The sequence below is a fragment of the Chitinophaga polysaccharea genome (assembly GCF_007829335.1).
Classification (GTDB): domain Bacteria; phylum Bacteroidota; class Bacteroidia; order Chitinophagales; family Chitinophagaceae; genus Chitinophaga; species Chitinophaga polysaccharea_B.
In genome coordinates this window covers 139561-154588 of record NZ_VIWO01000006.1, presented here as the reverse complement: position 1 = coordinate 154588, position 15028 = coordinate 139561, and the positions used below count along the sequence as shown (strand labels likewise).

Here is a 15028-nt window from a genome sequence, read left to right as displayed (position 1 = left end):
TTTCTTTTAGAAGGTAATGGTAGCCTTGTTGTTACTGATCTTATATTTGAAATGCTGTTGTTCGCCCAGGTTGCGCAGCACTTCTTCCAGGGTAGCATGAAAAAAGCGGGCATCGGTGATCACCGGCGCTTTAGACGCATCTCCCTTCATTTCCACTTCCACCCCAAACCAATCTTCCAGCACCCTCGAAATAGCCATGGGATTAGCATTGCTGATAGTCAGCGTATCCGATAACCAGGTTTCCAGTTCCTCCGGATGATAAGTTTCCTTTTCCATCAGGTCTATTTCATTATTGGCCAGGATCATTTGTCCACGCTCCAGCACTTCCGGTTGATTGTCGGTAGGAGAGTGGTAAGATTTGCTCACCCGGATCTTTCCATGGAGCAGGTATACGGTAGCGCCATGTTGACTGGCGAAAGAGCGCATTTTAAAAGCGGTGCCCAGTACGGTAGCTCTCAACTTATCACTGGTAACGGTAAAGGTGTCGCCGGAGGGGGTTACGTTAAAGAAAGCGTCGCCATCCAGTATCACCGCCCGGTTACCCTGCCCGTAGTTTTCCGGTACATCCAGTACCGATGCGGCGTTCAGGATCACCTGGGAACTGTCGGGCAGCATTACCACCGTACGCTGACCAGTAACGCCTTTATGGGTAGTGTATTTAATGCCCGGTGTTTGCAGGGTGGCGTTGTTGTGGGCTGGCGCGGCCGGTTTACAGCTGCTGAATGCTATTCCCCCCATAAGCAACAGGACAAGCATAGGTTTCCAGGACGAGGTACAGGAGATAGTATCAGATTTAAATAGCATATTCCGGGAATTTTGTATGTAAGAGAAAAGTCCTAAAATTAATAAAATAAACAGCGGCAAAAAGGTATGCTTAAACAATTTCTGAGAAGCAATAGACAATATCTGATAACGCTGTTAAAAAGATATGCTGATATTATAATGATTTTTGGCTGGAAGCTATACGCACCCTAACTTTGCGGCCCATGGAAAAGCAGCTATCTTTATCTTTTGATAATACGGCTATTGCATTTGAGGCAAAGACCGACCACGCACTGAAAAAAGCCAACTTTCTCTTTAGCAATATCGGGAAACCCTGGTTGGTAAAATTCGGCTCCGTGATGACTCCCATCGCCTTTAAACTGAGATTACCTATTAAAGGCATCATCAAAAACACCATCTTTTCTCAATTTTGCGGCGGAGAAAGCCTCGAGGAAGCGGCCACAACAGCTTTGCAGCTGGGCAACTACCACGTTGGCGTAGTGCTGGATTATGGTGTGGAGGCAATGGAAGGGGAAGATAGTTATGATGCTGCGGTACCCGAATTTATCCGTGCCATTCAATATGCTGCTACCAGGCCGGATATTCCTTTTATCGCGATCAAAGTAACCGGTTTTGCCAGGTTTGAGCTGTTGGAGAAAGTACACCGTAAGGAAACATTAACCACCGCAGAACAGGAAGAATATATCCGTGTTCGCGGCCGTGTTCGCGCTATTGCAGAAGCCGGCGCCAAACATAATGTAGCCATCCTGATAGATGCGGAGGAATCCTGGATCCAGGGACCGGTAGATGAACTCACCGATGAAATGATGGCCTTATTTAACAAGGATAAAGTAATTATATACAATACTTTTCAGATGTATTGCCACGATCGCTATGCTTTCCTGCAGGTATCGCTGGCAAAAGCACAGGAAAAAGGTTACCTGCTGGGCGCCAAACTGGTACGGGGCGCTTACATGGAAAAAGAAAATAAACGGGCCGCGGAAAATAATTATCCCACCCCCATCCAACCCAGCAAAGCCGCTACCGATAAGGACTACGACGCTGCCGTGAAATTTTGTATCGACAACCTCGATAAACTGGCAATATTTATCGGTACCCACAACGAAAACAGCTGCATGCTGGCGGCACATATGCTCGATCAGAAAGGAATACCTCATAACCATTCCCATGTAAGCTTTTCACAGCTGCTGGGCATGAGCGATAATATCACCTTCAACCTGGCACACGCCGGCTATAACGTCACCAAATACCTGCCCTATGGCCCGGTAAAGGATGTAATGCCTTACCTGCTCCGCAGGGCCCAGGAAAATACATCCATCGCCGGACAAATGGGCCGTGAACTGGGATTGATCAGGAAAGAAATGAAGCGCCGGGGACTGAATTAAGCTGCACCTATACAACTATAAAACAACAAAGCCGCAAAGCTGGTATAAATACCACTTGCGGCTTTGTTGTTTTATAGCTCCTGTGTTGCTATTTCATCATTGATTATTTTCATTTTGTGGCAGCGGATACCTGGCCCATACATCATCACCGGGGCGGTCGATAGGCAGCTGGCTTAAACGGCCATATCTTCTCATATCAATCCAACGGTGCCCTTCCATGAAAAGGGAATAACGCCGGTTGTACAGCAGTTCGTTAATCAACGCATTGAAGGTGACGGCACCTGCATAGGGAGTCAGGTTATGGGATACCCGTATCCTGTTCAACGCTACAATGGCGTCGGGGAAACTGCCCGTCTGGATCTTGGCTTCTGCATAAATTAGGATCAGCTCTTCGTTACGGATAATGGTAACAGGAGAGTTCAGGGAACTCCAGATAATCACATCACGATTACCGGATAATCCGCTCTGGCTGGCAGATGAGTTACGCAACGCCGTTTTCGTTGATACGCGGTCATCGGTTGGTAAAGCATCAGTAACAAAGGCAGGATGCGCTACTCTTACTTCTCCGTTACCATTTGGTGGCAGAAACAATGTATTAGCGATATCGCCTCCATTGGTGGAAAAGGTATGATATACGCCGTCATTTAATGGACCGTTCAGGTTGAAGAAGGACTCATTCAACGCTGTCAGCGCAGCTGTCCAGTTTTTGCGATAAGTGTAAATCCTGGCGGTGATGGCCCGGTTGAATTTTAACAACCCGGCAGCATTGCTGTAGTTGCCAAAACCGGATAAGGGGAATATGACTTCAGCACCTGTCAGATCTGCTTTGCCATCATCCAGGAATTTCAGTGCCGCATCCATCACTGCTCCGGGATCGGTGATGATCGGACCTATCGGCGAGCCATTGGGCTGCGGTATGCGGGCGCCATTGGAATCAGTCATGTTAATATTCAACAAAAGCTGATAGCCGATAATGGTTTTGGCAAAACCACTAAAGGCTTTCTTTTGGGCATCTGTTGCTACGGCACTTCTGGTATTCTTGACGGCATCCAGCAGAATAAAGCACTGCCGCATTACCTGGTAACGGGAATTCCAGGGATTGGTCAGATAAAAGGTATTGTTATCCAGCACCTTTGTACCAGCACCAAGTAAGTCGGTCGTATAACGAGGTTCTGCCCCCGAGAAACGATAGATTTCCCGGCCAATAACGCCCAACCCATCCAGGTAAACGGCCATGTTAAAACGCATACCGGATTCGGCTCCGGTAACCAGGTTAAACAGATCACTTTTGGAAGGGTCGGCCGTAATCCCCGCCACTACTGGCGTATTTAAGCTGTTGATTTCTCCCTTCTGACAAGCCGCAAAGCCCAGCAGAAAAAAGAATATCGAAATAATGGAAATATGTTTTTTCATATACAATGATTTTAACAGACAGATAATGATCAGAAATCTATACCAACATGGAAGCTGGCTCTCTTGGAAGCAGGGTACGGCGTTACGTCTACACCTGTTGATAACCCGTTACTACCACGGCTTTGAGAGGTGGTAATGGTGTTGCTTCCAAAATTGGATACTTCGGGATCATATCCTTTGTATCTCGTCCAGGTAAAGAAGTTGTTCGCGGAAATACCTACGCGAATCGATTTGATCTTCTCTGTGTTTTTTAGTGGGATACTATAGTAAAGGCCTATCTCGCGGATACGCACGTACGAAGCATCCTGTACATAAATGGAGGCGTCGCCTGCGTTCTGACGGTAAAGACCCGCCTTCATTCCGTTGATAATATCATCGTAGTCAACAGTAGTGGAGCCCAGGTCGGTCAGCAGCTCAGTGAGATTAATATTATCTCCGCCTTTCTTCCAGTGAATCAGGAAACGCAGGGAGAAGTTCTTAAAGATGGTGAGCTCATTGGAGAAACTCGCCTGGAATTTAGGCTCTGCGTCGCCCAGAAGTTTCAACTGCCCTCCTACATTACCTTTGATCTGTGTGGCAGGTCTACCCTGTTCCAGGTAGAAAGTACCCAGTGAGTTACCAAATGCACCTATCGCAAAAGGAGGTATAATCAGTCGCGTTACCTTCGACCGGTTACGCCACCAGTTAAGGTTACTGGTCCACTTAAAATTAGGCGTATTCACCGGTATCACGGTAAGCCCGAGTTCTATACCCTGGTTTTTCAGGTCGCCACTGTTTTTCCATTCGGTGGCAAAACCGGTAGAACCGGGAAGGTTGTGACGCAGCAATACATCCGTAATGGTTTTGTCGTAGTAGGTAGCTTCCAGGCTGATACGGCCTTTCAGCACACTGATATCCAGACCGGTTTCAAATTCAGCCTGCCTTTCCGGTTTGATCTGGGAATTTCCCTGCAGGTTATCCACCAGTACGCCCGGAAGTCCGCCGATATTGCTTCCCAGCATGGCGGTAAACTTACTGCCATAAGGAGGTACGTTACCGGATTGACCATACGCCGCCCGTACTTTCAGGTTGTCGATGGCATCTACTTTCCAGAATTTCATTTTAGTAAGATTCCATGACACCGCTCCTTTAGGGAAGACGTAGTATTTTTTAAAGTCGCCATTGTTGGTGGATCTGTCGAAACGCACACCACCACTAATGGTAAACGCATCGATCAACGTCAATTCTTCCTGTACGAAGAAACCATTATCGCGGTATTTCTGGCGGAATTGCCGGGTAGTGGTGTTACCACTCGCATCCAGGTTGCTCTGCCCGGACACCATGTTGCTGGCGGATGTAACAATATTGTCCATGAAACCCGTTTCCAGTGTGGCGCCGGCACTGCTGGTTAAACTGATGTTTTCATTGGGAATAAATGTATTTACAAAAAATCCACCCCAGTTAGTATTGGAGCTGTTGGTGTTTCCCTGTATAGATTGTCCCAGCAAACCATTTTCTTCAAATTGCAGATCGCGGGGAAACAGGGCTGCGGTTTTGAAGTTGAAATAATCCAGACCGCCACGACCCACAAATTTGGTAGTAGAATGCGCGCTTTGCTGGAATTTAATGTCAATATTGGCGCCACCCACAAAGCGATTGGTCAGCTCGTTGTTGATGATCTTGTCTCTTGTTTCCAGCGGATTGGAAGCTGCAAAGGGGTTACGGGGATATTCGCCCAGCGCATTAGGGTGCAGGTCTATGAAATCCGGGGTGGAAGAAAGTGCCACACCAAAAGTAACACCGTTATTATCATTGTTGGTAAGCCCCCTGTCGGACGAAGAACCAATATAATTGGTGGTAACGCCGAGGGATATACGATCATTTATCTTATGATCTACATTCAGGCGCAGGGCATTGTTGAAATAGCCGGTACCTTTGATAATACCTTGTTCCTGCCGGCGGTTGCCGGAAAGATAAAAGGTGGTTTTATCTCCACCACCACTCACAGACACATTGGTGTTCAGCAAAAGTCCGGTTTGTCCGTACATTTCTTTTTCATAATCATAAATTTTTCCTGCGCTTTTTGCGGCATTAAACTGCGCTTTTAATGCGGCGCGGTTGGCTTGCACAGTAGGATCGGGGTTGTCGGCAGTACCGGCCAGGTCTGCAGCTGTTTCGGGAGTAAAGGTGCGTACCCCCAGCAGATGCCGTTCTTTCACAAAACCTGTTTCCTGGTTTATACTGATTCTGGTTTTTCCTGATTTACCTTTTTTAGTGGTGATGATAACTACGCCGGCAGCTGCTTTCGCGCCATACAACGCGGAAGCAGAGGCGCCTTTCAGGATTTCTATATTTTCAATATCTTCAGGATTGAGATCAGCGATACGGCTGGAGGGATTATCCTGGTTGTTTGGGTTACCGGCAGTAGCTGCCCCGGTTACATCATTGAGGCCCGCAGGAATACTGGCGCTGTTGAAGAAAACGCCGTCTACCACATACAGTGGCTGTGAATTACCGAATACGGAAGTAATACCACGCATTTTTACAGAGATACCGCCACCGGGAGCGCCCGAGTTGGCGGTGATCAATGCGCCGGGTATTTTACCACTCAGTGCGGCATCGAAGGTTTGTGCAGGTGCTACACCAGTTAATTCTTTACCAGAAATAGTAGCTACCGCATTCGCCAGGTTGGCACGCTTTACATTCGTAGCCAAACCGGTTACTACAATTTCCTCGAGACGTGCAAAGTCTTCTTCCATGGAAATATTAACTACAGATTGGTCAGCTTTGATTGGGATGGTTTGGCTTTTATAGCCAGTATAGCTGACCAGTAAACTGGTTGTGCCGGCTGGTACCACCAACGTGTAATTACCGCTGGCGTCTGAAATGGTGCCTTTATTACTATTGGGTACCCGCACGGTTACACCGGGAATAGGTTTACCACTAACGGCATCCCTTGTTTTTCCGGTGATATTTTGTTGGGCAAATAATGCCAGGGTACTGCAAAGACAAAGCAGTACCAGCAAGCCTGATTTTGGTAGAAGCATAGCTTGTTTGGTTTATAAAATGATGATAGTGATGAAATAGGTTATCTTATCATAGAGCTGATAGTAGATTTAAAAATGAAGTAAATAGTAATTCCTGATTTTGGTTGCTAATAATAGCTGATTTTGTTGCCTTGGTTATGCAGTGAAGTGGTCATGGTCATTGAGGTTTTCCGCACATACTTCCTGCAAGTTTCTCATTAAGCCAGTCTCGGTAAGTCGAATACTAAGCAGTGAACAAAATTTACGTGATTTATACGGATCTACCGTTTTTTTCTTTGACTGGAATACATTATATTTTTCATCCGTAAACTTTGTAAATTGCAGCCTTATGGATCAGTATTTATCATTATTACAACATATTATCCGTGACGGCGCAGTGAAAACGGACCGTACCGGAACGGGCACTACCAGTTGCTTTGGCTACCAGATGCGTTTCAATTTACAGGAAGGCTTTCCATTAGTAACTACCAAGAAATTACATCTTAAATCAATTATATACGAACTGCTCTGGTTTTTAAAAGGCGATACGAATATTGCCTGGCTAAAAGAGCACGGCGTAAGTATCTGGGACGAATGGGCCGATAAAAACGGTGACCTGGGCCCTGTTTACGGCAAACAATGGCGTAGCTGGGAAACCCGCAGCGGAAAGGTGATTGACCAGATCACAGAAGCGGTCAACACCATTAAAAACAACCCCGACTCCCGCCGCATTATCGTCAACGCCTGGAACGTAGGAGAGCTGTCTGAAATGGCACTCAGCCCCTGCCATTGCCTGTTCCAGTTTTATGTAACCCCGGCAGACAAAGAAAAAGGGGAAACCCGGGGAAAACTGAGCTGCCAACTTTACCAGCGCAGCGCCGACGTATTCCTGGGCGTACCGTTCAATATCGCCTCCTACGCCCTGCTGACCATGATGATGGCACAGGTATGCGACCTGGATGCCGGCGATTTTATACACACCTTCGGTGATGTACACCTGTATAGCAACCATATGGAACAGGCCCAACTGCAGCTGAGCAGACAGCCGTTCCCGCTGCCGGTCATGAAAATCAACCCGGAAGTAAAAGATATCTTCTCTTTTACCTTCGAAGATTTTGAGTTACAGCACTATCAGTTTCACCCGGCTATTAAAGCTCCGGTAGCTATATAACCTTGCATATGCGCATTTCCATCATCGTAGCAGCGTCAGAAAACAATGCCATTGGTATCAATAACATGTTGCCCTGGCGCCTGCCTACCGATCTCAAATATTTTAAGGCCACTACATTGGGTAAACCCATTGTAATGGGACGCAAAACTTTCGACTCACTCGGCAAGCCCCTCCCAGGCCGCCCTAATATTGTTATTACCCGCCAGGCTGATTATCACCCGGAAGGAGCATATATCGTTAGCTCTATTGAAGAGGGCATCGAAAAAGCCCGCTCTTTCGGAGGCGACGAATTGTTTATCACCGGCGGCTCACAAATCTTCAAACAAGCCTGGGCCAAAGTAGATCGCATCTACCTCACACGCGTATATGCAGTGGTACACGGCGATGCTTTCTTCCCGCAAATAGATGGCGGTGAGTTTGAACTGATAAGCGATGAACGCCATGAAGAAGATGAGAAAAACCAATATCCCTTCTCTTTCCAGGTATGGGAAAGAATATAGGAACACTAATGTTAATGGCTATTTGAAAATAACGGTGCCCATACCATTGGTCAGTTCTTTTTCCAGGGCATTCAAATGCTTCTGCATTTCCAGGCAGGCAATAATCTGATCCATTTCAGTGGCCTTTTTTGCCTCTTCCTGGTTTTCGTGGATCAGCTTTTTGATCTTGCGCAGTATCAGGTAGTTGGTGGTGGAGATGGTATCTCTCAGGTAGGCGTTGTCGCCGTATACGGTATCAATTTCAAAACGGTCTTTCCAGTTAATACTCAAATCCGCTTCTTTATCTTCCAGGATATTGGCAATTTGTTTAGACAAAGCCTGGTCTTCATGATACAGGAACCAACGCTTGTCCTGCAAATTCCCCGTATCATACAGCGCCTTGTATTCTCTCAAAATTCTTTTTACCAACTCACTTTCTGCCAGTGCTTCGAAGTCGTAAGGCAGATGAAACACATAATCTGCTACCGTGCTATTGTCTTCTTCACTGAAGGGCTTATCCCCGAAGCGCAGCAATATTTTTACCAGCTCCTTTTCCTGCCGTTCATGTCCGTTGAGCAACGATTCTACAGAAATGCCGGTTTCTGCGGCTTCCATAGCAGCTATCGCCTCTTCGCTCAGTGCATCATCGCCTGGAGCAGGTTGGTTGCGGGCATGGGCCTGTTCGCGCTTAACGAGCCGGTCGCGGATAAACTTATTAACCAGCTGGATCAACCCCTGTTCGTCGATATGCAGTAGTTGGCTACATTGACGGATATAGTCCTGCTGCCGGGTAAAGTCCTCAGCCTTATCAATTTTGGAAATAGTTTCGGCAATTTCATTGACCAGCTGCGACTTTTTAGTACTGTCGCTGCCTGCTTCCTGCATGCTCAGCTGCAGCTTAAACAGCACAAAGTCTTGCTTATGTTCCTGGATAAACTCCCGGAAAGCGGCGGCGCCTATTTTCTGTACGTAACTATCCGGGTCTTCTTTGTCTGGCAGCAGTACCAGCTTTACATTCAGGCCTTCTTCAATGGCCATATCCAGGCCGCGGAGTGCTGCCTTTACACCGGCGCTATCCCCATCATACAGGATGGTGAGGTTGTTCGTGTATTTCTTGATGAGCCTCAGCTGGTCCTGTGTGAGGGAGGTACCGCTGGAGGCCACCACGTTTTCCACGCCGGCCTGGTGCAGTGATATCACATCGGTATAACCTTCTACCAGTAAGCACTCGTTCTGTTTATCTATCGCATGCCGCGCAAAGTAAGTACCATACAGTACCCGGCTTTTTACATAAATCTCGTTTTCGGGGGAGTTGATATACTTGGGCGCCCGGTCTGATTTTGCTCCCAAAATACGGGCACCGAAGCCCAGGATCTTACCGGACTGGTTATGTATCGGGAAGATAACACGGCCCCGGTAATTGTCGGCGGGCTGGTCATTGCGAATGGTGACCAGACCGGTTTTTTGCAGGTATTCCAGGTTGTAACCTTTCTCCAACGCCGATTTGGCGAAGGCGTCGAAGGTGTTCAGGGAGTATCCCAGCTGGAACTTTTTGATCGTTTCTTCCGTAAATCCCCTTTCTTCAAAGTAGCTCAACCCGATATTCTGCCCTTCTTCTTTGTTGAACAAGGTATCGGTGAAATACTCCCGCGCATAGTTGTTGATGATAAATAAACTATCCGCCATCAACTGGTACTGCTTCACCTCCGGACTTACCTCAGTTTCTTCCAGCTCTATCTGGTAACGTTGGGCCAGCCAGCGCAAAGCTTCTACATAGGAGTATTTTTCATGCTCCATGATAAAGCTGATCGAGTTGCCACTGGCACCGCAACCAAAACACTTATAGATTTCCTTACCGGGAGATACCGTGAAGGAGGGCGACTTCTCATTGTGAAACGGGCACAGACCGAGGTAGTTGGCTCCCCGTTTTTTCAATTTAACGAAGGAACCCACTATATCCACAATGTCTATGCGGCTGAGGATCTGCTGTATGGAGTTTTGAGATATCACGGTTCAGTCAATGCAACTGCAAACATACCTAAATTCTGGCAGAAAGCGGAGAGCTGAAAGCACAATGCTGCGAAAACGGGCGACTAGCGTGACTTTTAGATATTCGTAAAGATTCGCTGCCATAGCTTTATGCCTTATGCTTTCGGCTTTAAGCTTTTCCGTATATTTGGTAGATTATAAACTAGCCAAATCAATCTTATTTATCAGATGAAAGAAGTATTTATAGTTGCTACTGCCCGTACACCCATTGGATCGTTCAATGGGGCGCTGGCGGGTATTGCGGCAACGCAGTTAGGTGCTACCGTTATCAAAGCAGCCCTCGAAAGAGCCGGCGTAGCGGCAGCAGCAGTAAACGAAGTATACATGGGTAATGTACTCAGTGCTAACCTGGGACAGGCGCCTGCCAACCAGGCCAGTCTGGCAGCGGGTATCCCCAATACAGTTCCCTGTACGACCGTGAATAAAGTTTGTGCCTCCGGAATGAAAGCCATTATGTTGGGCGCACAAAGCATCATGCTGGGCGATAACGATGTAGTGGTAGCCGGTGGTATGGAAAATATGAGCGCTGCTCCCTATTACCTGGATAAAGCCCGTACGGGTTACAAACTGGGGCATGGCAGCGTAATAGACGGTATTATCCGCGATGGCCTGTGGGATCCTTATAGAGATTTCCACATGGGCAATGCGGCGGAATTATGCGCCACCGAATATCATATTACCCGGGAAGACCAGGATGCATATGCTATCGAAAGCTATAAGCGTGCTGCAAATGCCTGGGAAAAGGGATACTATGAAGCAGAAGTAGTACCGGTGCAGGTGCCCGGTAAACAGGTAGTAACCGTAGCGGAAGATGAGGACTATAAGAAGGTAGTTTTCGAAAAAGTGCCTACCCTGAAGCCAAGTTTCCAGAAAGATGGTACCATCACAGCCGCTAATGCTTCCAATATCAATGACGGCGCTGCCGCTGTGGTATTGGTAAGTGGCGAAAAATTAAAAGAACTGGGACTGAAGCCGCTGGCGAAGATTGTCAGCTTTGCAGATGCCTCCCAGGCGCCGGAATGGTTTACTACCACGCCGGTAAAAGCAATTAACAATGCGTTGCACAAAGCAGGCTTGAAGATCAGCGATATGGACTATGCTGAAGTAAATGAAGCATTTTCCTGTGTACCTATTGCCAATGCGAAAGACCTGGGCCTCGCTATGGATAAGGTAAATGTATGGGGTGGCGCCGTAGCAATGGGACACCCTATTGGTTGCAGTGGTGCCCGTATCGTGGTAACCCTCAATGCCATCCTGCATCAGCAGAATGCCCGCTATGGCGTAGCTGGTATCTGTAATGGCGGTGGTGGCGCCAGCGCTATTATCATCGAAAAAGTATAAAATCATCGAAAAGCCGTCTCTATTCAGTAGAGGCGGTTTTTTTGAGATAAAATATACCGATTGGTATATTTTATTCCTGCTTTAATTACCTTTATGCCTGCAAAAAAAGACTCATCATGGAAACGGTTAATTACGATGTGGTGGTAATCGGCGCCGGCCCCGGCGGTTATGTATGTGCCATACGGGCGGCGCAACTGGGATTCAAAGTAGCGCTGGTAGAAAAGTACGACGTGCTTGGAGGTACCTGTACAAATGTTGGCTGCATACCCGCCAAAGCGTTATTGGACAGTTCGGAGCATTATCACAAGGCGGCAGTGCAATTTGGCACCCACGGTATCGGCCTGGAGGGGCTGCATCTCAATTTTCAGCAATTTATTCAACGAAAACGGGAAGTGGTAAAGCAAAATACTTCGGGACTGGTATACCTGATGAAAAAAAATAAGATTGCCGTACACCATGGCCTCGGTAGCTTCGTCAATGCCCACCAGTTAAAGGTAGGAGACCAGTTGTTACAGGCACGGTACTTTGTTATTGCCACCGGCTCCAAGCCAGCTTCTTTGCCGGGTATCACCATCGATAAAAAAAGGATCATTTCTTCCACGGAAGCCTTGTCATTGGCTGCACAACCGGCATCTATGGTTATCATTGGTGGTGGGGTGATTGGTGTGGAAATGGCTTCGGTGTACGCCCGCATTGGCACCAAGGTAACCATCCTGGAATACGCCGGCAGCCTCATTCCCACGATGGACCTGGAGCTGGGCAAAGCCTTGCAGAAATCGCTGGTAACATTGTCGATAGATATCCGGTTGAATTGCCAGGTGCAATCGGCCATAAATACGGATAATGCCGCAGTAGTGGGGTATGTCGACAAGGACGGCCAGCAGCAGGAGCTGACAGCCGATTATTGTATGGTGGCGGTAGGTCGCCGCGCTTATACCACCGGCCTTAACTTAGCAGCGGCAGGTATTGAAACGATGAAGAACGGGAAGATACCCGTGAATAAAACGTTGCAGACATCGGCTCCGCATATATATGCCATCGGCGATGTGATTGACGGCCCTATGCTGGCACATAAAGCAGAAGAAGAGGGGACCCTGGTGGCGGAAGTGATAGGTGGATTAACACCGCATCTCAATTATAACCTCATTCCCAATGTGGTGTATACCTGGCCGGAAGTGGCGTCGGTAGGCGCTACGGAGGAGCAATTAAAAGCCGGTGGCATTGCCTACCGCTCCGGTAAGTTCCCTTATATGGCCAGTGCCCGCGCCAGGGCTTCCATGGATACGGAAGGCTTCGTGAAAGTACTGGTAGCGGAAGCTTACAACGAAGTACTGGGCGTACATATCATAGGCCCAAGGGCGGCCGATGTGATTGGCCAGGCCGCCGTGGGCATGGCCCACGAAACTACCGCCGAGGAAATGTACAGGATCTGTTATGCGCATCCTACCTATTCGGAGGCGTTGAAAGATGCTTTCTTGCTCGGGGCAGGAAAAAGCGCCATCAATATCTGATGCAACACGTGTTTATTCCGACAGTAAGAGTACGGTGTCTACTTTGTTGCCCGTTGTTTTCAACAGGATCCTGACGCTGTCTTTGCCCCTTTTTTCCATTTTCAGGAAACCGGGTGCCGCTCCGGGCCGGATCACATCCGGTGTCAGCTTCTCAAAAAGTAAGTATTTATCTGCCACCAGGCTGTAAACGGGGTAGGTTGATAAAATACTGGTGCTCTTGGTTTGCAGGGCAAAGTCATTGTCGATATCGTAGCGCTGAAACTCGCTGTCAGACAACAGCGTAATAGCCGCTACCAGCGTAATGGTGCGCAGTGGCGGAATCAGCAGTCCCAGCAACAGCACAAACGGAAACCCAAAAAAGCACAACAGGTAAGCATAGCGGGCATCGTTGTCGGGTTTGGCGAGTCCATATAACAACATGCCGGTGCCGGCATACAGGGTAAAGAATACCCGCTCTGTTTGCGTGCCTTTAAAACCATAGTTGTTAAGCATCAGGAACAGGCATATCAGGCTAATACTACCCAAAAACAGGTGAAAGTACCACAGGAGCACCTGGACGACGGGCACTTTTACTTTTTTTATTTTACAGGATAGGGCAGCTAAAAAGCAAAGTGTCAGGATAGTAATCGTGATCATGACGATAAACGAGTTAGCACGGGCTTCAATAAAGTTAGAAAATATAAATATATGTATTTTTATTAATTAATAAGCTGCCACTCCTATATCATTGTCATAATAATTATTAATCGGGCGTTTACTTTGCTTTTTCGTGAACAAACAATATTTTTGCCCTGCCTTTAAATAAGGCATTTAAACTTTCAATTAAGAATAGCATGCGTCAGATAGCTTTCAGACAAGCCTTAAGAGAAGCCCTGCAGGAGGAATTTCGCCGTGATGAACGCGTATTCCTGATGGGGGAGGAAGTAGCCGAATACAATGGTGCTTATAAAGTGAGCCAGGGAATGCTGGATGAATTTGGTCCAAAACGTGTAATTGACACGCCGATTGCAGAACTTGGGTTTGCTGCCATTGGAGTAGGTGCCGCTCAAAACGGCCTGCGTCCGGTAGTAGAGTTCATGACCTGGAACTTTGCCGTGCTGGCTTTGGATCAGATCCTCAATACCGCCTCCAAAATGTTGGCGATGAGTGGTGGACAGGTAGGATGTCCGATCGTTTTCCGCGGACCAAACGGTTCTGCAGGACAGCTGGGAGCACAACACTCCACTGCATTCGAAAGTTATTATGCCAATATCCCCGGCCTGAAAGTAGTATCCGTATCTAATCCATATGATGCAAAAGGTTTGCTCAAAGCGGCCATCCGCGACGACGATCCGGTTGTTTTCATGGAAAGTGAGTTGATGTACGGCGATATGGGCGAAGTACCTGAAGAAGAATACATCATCCCTATCGGTAAAGCAGATATCAAACGTGCCGGTAAAGACGTCACCATCGTTTCTTTCAACAAAATGATGAAAGTAGCTTTGGGCGCTGCAGAAGAACTGGCGAAAGAAGGTATCGAAGCGGAAGTAATCGACTTGCGTACCATCCGTCCGCTGGACTGGTTTACCATCCTCGAATCTGTAAAGAAAACAAACCGCCTGGTAATCGTAGAAGAACAATGGCCATTCTCCAGCGTTTCTTCTGAAATCGCTTACCGTATCCAGAAAGAAGGTTTCGACTACCTGGATGCACCTATCCGCCGTATCACTGCACAGGATGCGCCTATGCACTATGCGCCTAACCTGGTAAAATTATACCTGCCGGATATTGAGCGTACTGTGAAACTGGTGAAGGAAGTAATGTACATGAAGAAATAGCAGACCGCTAAACGTATAAAAGCAATAAAGGCGAATGATCTCATCGATCATTCGCCTTTAGCTTTTATAGGGTA

At 47.5% G+C, this 15028-nt stretch carries 11 protein-coding genes; 6 read left to right on the top strand and 5 right to left on the bottom strand.

The annotated features are described in order from the left end of the window. Positions 1-6: 6 nt before the first annotated feature. Positions 7-804 (bottom strand): FecR family protein, encoded by a 798-nt coding sequence (locus FHW36_RS19970; RefSeq protein ID WP_145671360.1) that lies wholly within the window; start codon positions 802-804, stop codon positions 7-9. Positions 805-986: 182 nt separating this feature from the next. Between FHW36_RS19970 and FHW36_RS19965 the strand changes: the two genes are divergently transcribed. Beyond that, a complete protein-coding gene (locus FHW36_RS19965; protein WP_145671359.1) occupies positions 987-2168 on the top strand; it encodes a proline dehydrogenase family protein in 1182 nt (393 codons plus the stop codon). Positions 2169-2264: 96 nt separating this feature from the next. Here FHW36_RS19965 and FHW36_RS19960 read toward each other — a convergent pair whose 3' ends face one another. Beyond that, the gene (locus FHW36_RS19960; protein WP_145671358.1) at positions 2265-3581 is read right to left on the bottom strand and encodes a RagB/SusD family nutrient uptake outer membrane protein; all 1317 of its coding nucleotides are present in this window, start codon (positions 3579-3581) and stop codon (positions 2265-2267) included. Positions 3582-3610: 29 nt separating this feature from the next. Beyond that, a complete protein-coding gene (locus FHW36_RS19955; protein WP_145671357.1) occupies positions 3611-6607 on the bottom strand; it encodes a SusC/RagA family TonB-linked outer membrane protein in 2997 nt (998 codons plus the stop codon). A 328-nt stretch (positions 6608-6935) separates the two neighbouring features. Between FHW36_RS19955 and FHW36_RS19950 the strand changes: the two genes are divergently transcribed. Both FHW36_RS19950 and FHW36_RS19945 read left to right on the top strand, forming a co-directional pair. Then, positions 6936-7757: a thymidylate synthase gene (locus tag FHW36_RS19950; RefSeq protein ID WP_145671356.1), complete on the top strand. Its 822-nt coding sequence runs from the start codon at positions 6936-6938 to the stop codon at positions 7755-7757. Between the two features lie 8 nt (positions 7758-7765). Further along, a complete protein-coding gene (locus FHW36_RS19945; protein ID WP_145671355.1) occupies positions 7766-8257 on the top strand; it encodes a dihydrofolate reductase in 492 nt (163 codons plus the stop codon). 18 nt (positions 8258-8275) lie between these two features. Here the strand turns inward: FHW36_RS19945 and dnaG are convergent, their stop codons facing one another. Next, a complete protein-coding gene (dnaG, locus tag FHW36_RS19940; RefSeq protein ID WP_145671354.1) occupies positions 8276-10246 on the bottom strand; it encodes a DNA primase in 1971 nt (656 codons plus the stop codon). A 207-nt stretch (positions 10247-10453) separates the two neighbouring features. On the opposite strand from dnaG, the gene FHW36_RS19935 reads away from it, so the two are divergent. Then, positions 10454-11626: an acetyl-CoA C-acyltransferase gene (locus tag FHW36_RS19935; RefSeq protein ID WP_145671353.1), complete on the top strand. Its 1173-nt coding sequence runs from the start codon at positions 10454-10456 to the stop codon at positions 11624-11626. Positions 11627-11742: 116 nt separating this feature from the next. Next, the gene (gene lpdA / locus FHW36_RS19930) at positions 11743-13137 is read left to right on the top strand and encodes a dihydrolipoyl dehydrogenase (RefSeq protein ID WP_145671352.1); all 1395 of its coding nucleotides are present in this window, start codon (positions 11743-11745) and stop codon (positions 13135-13137) included. 12 nt (positions 13138-13149) lie between these two features. Here lpdA and FHW36_RS19925 read toward each other — a convergent pair whose 3' ends face one another. Then, positions 13150-13773 (bottom strand): hypothetical protein, encoded by a 624-nt coding sequence (locus FHW36_RS19925; protein ID WP_145671351.1) that lies wholly within the window; start codon positions 13771-13773, stop codon positions 13150-13152. Positions 13774-13919: 146 nt separating this feature from the next. Here FHW36_RS19925 and FHW36_RS19920 point away from each other — a divergent pair, with 146 nt between their 5' ends. After that, complete coding sequence (locus FHW36_RS19920) at positions 13920-14954, top strand: pyruvate dehydrogenase complex E1 component subunit beta (protein WP_317131893.1); 1035 nt, start codon at positions 13920-13922, stop codon at positions 14952-14954. The last annotated feature ends 74 nt before the right edge of the window (positions 14955-15028 follow it).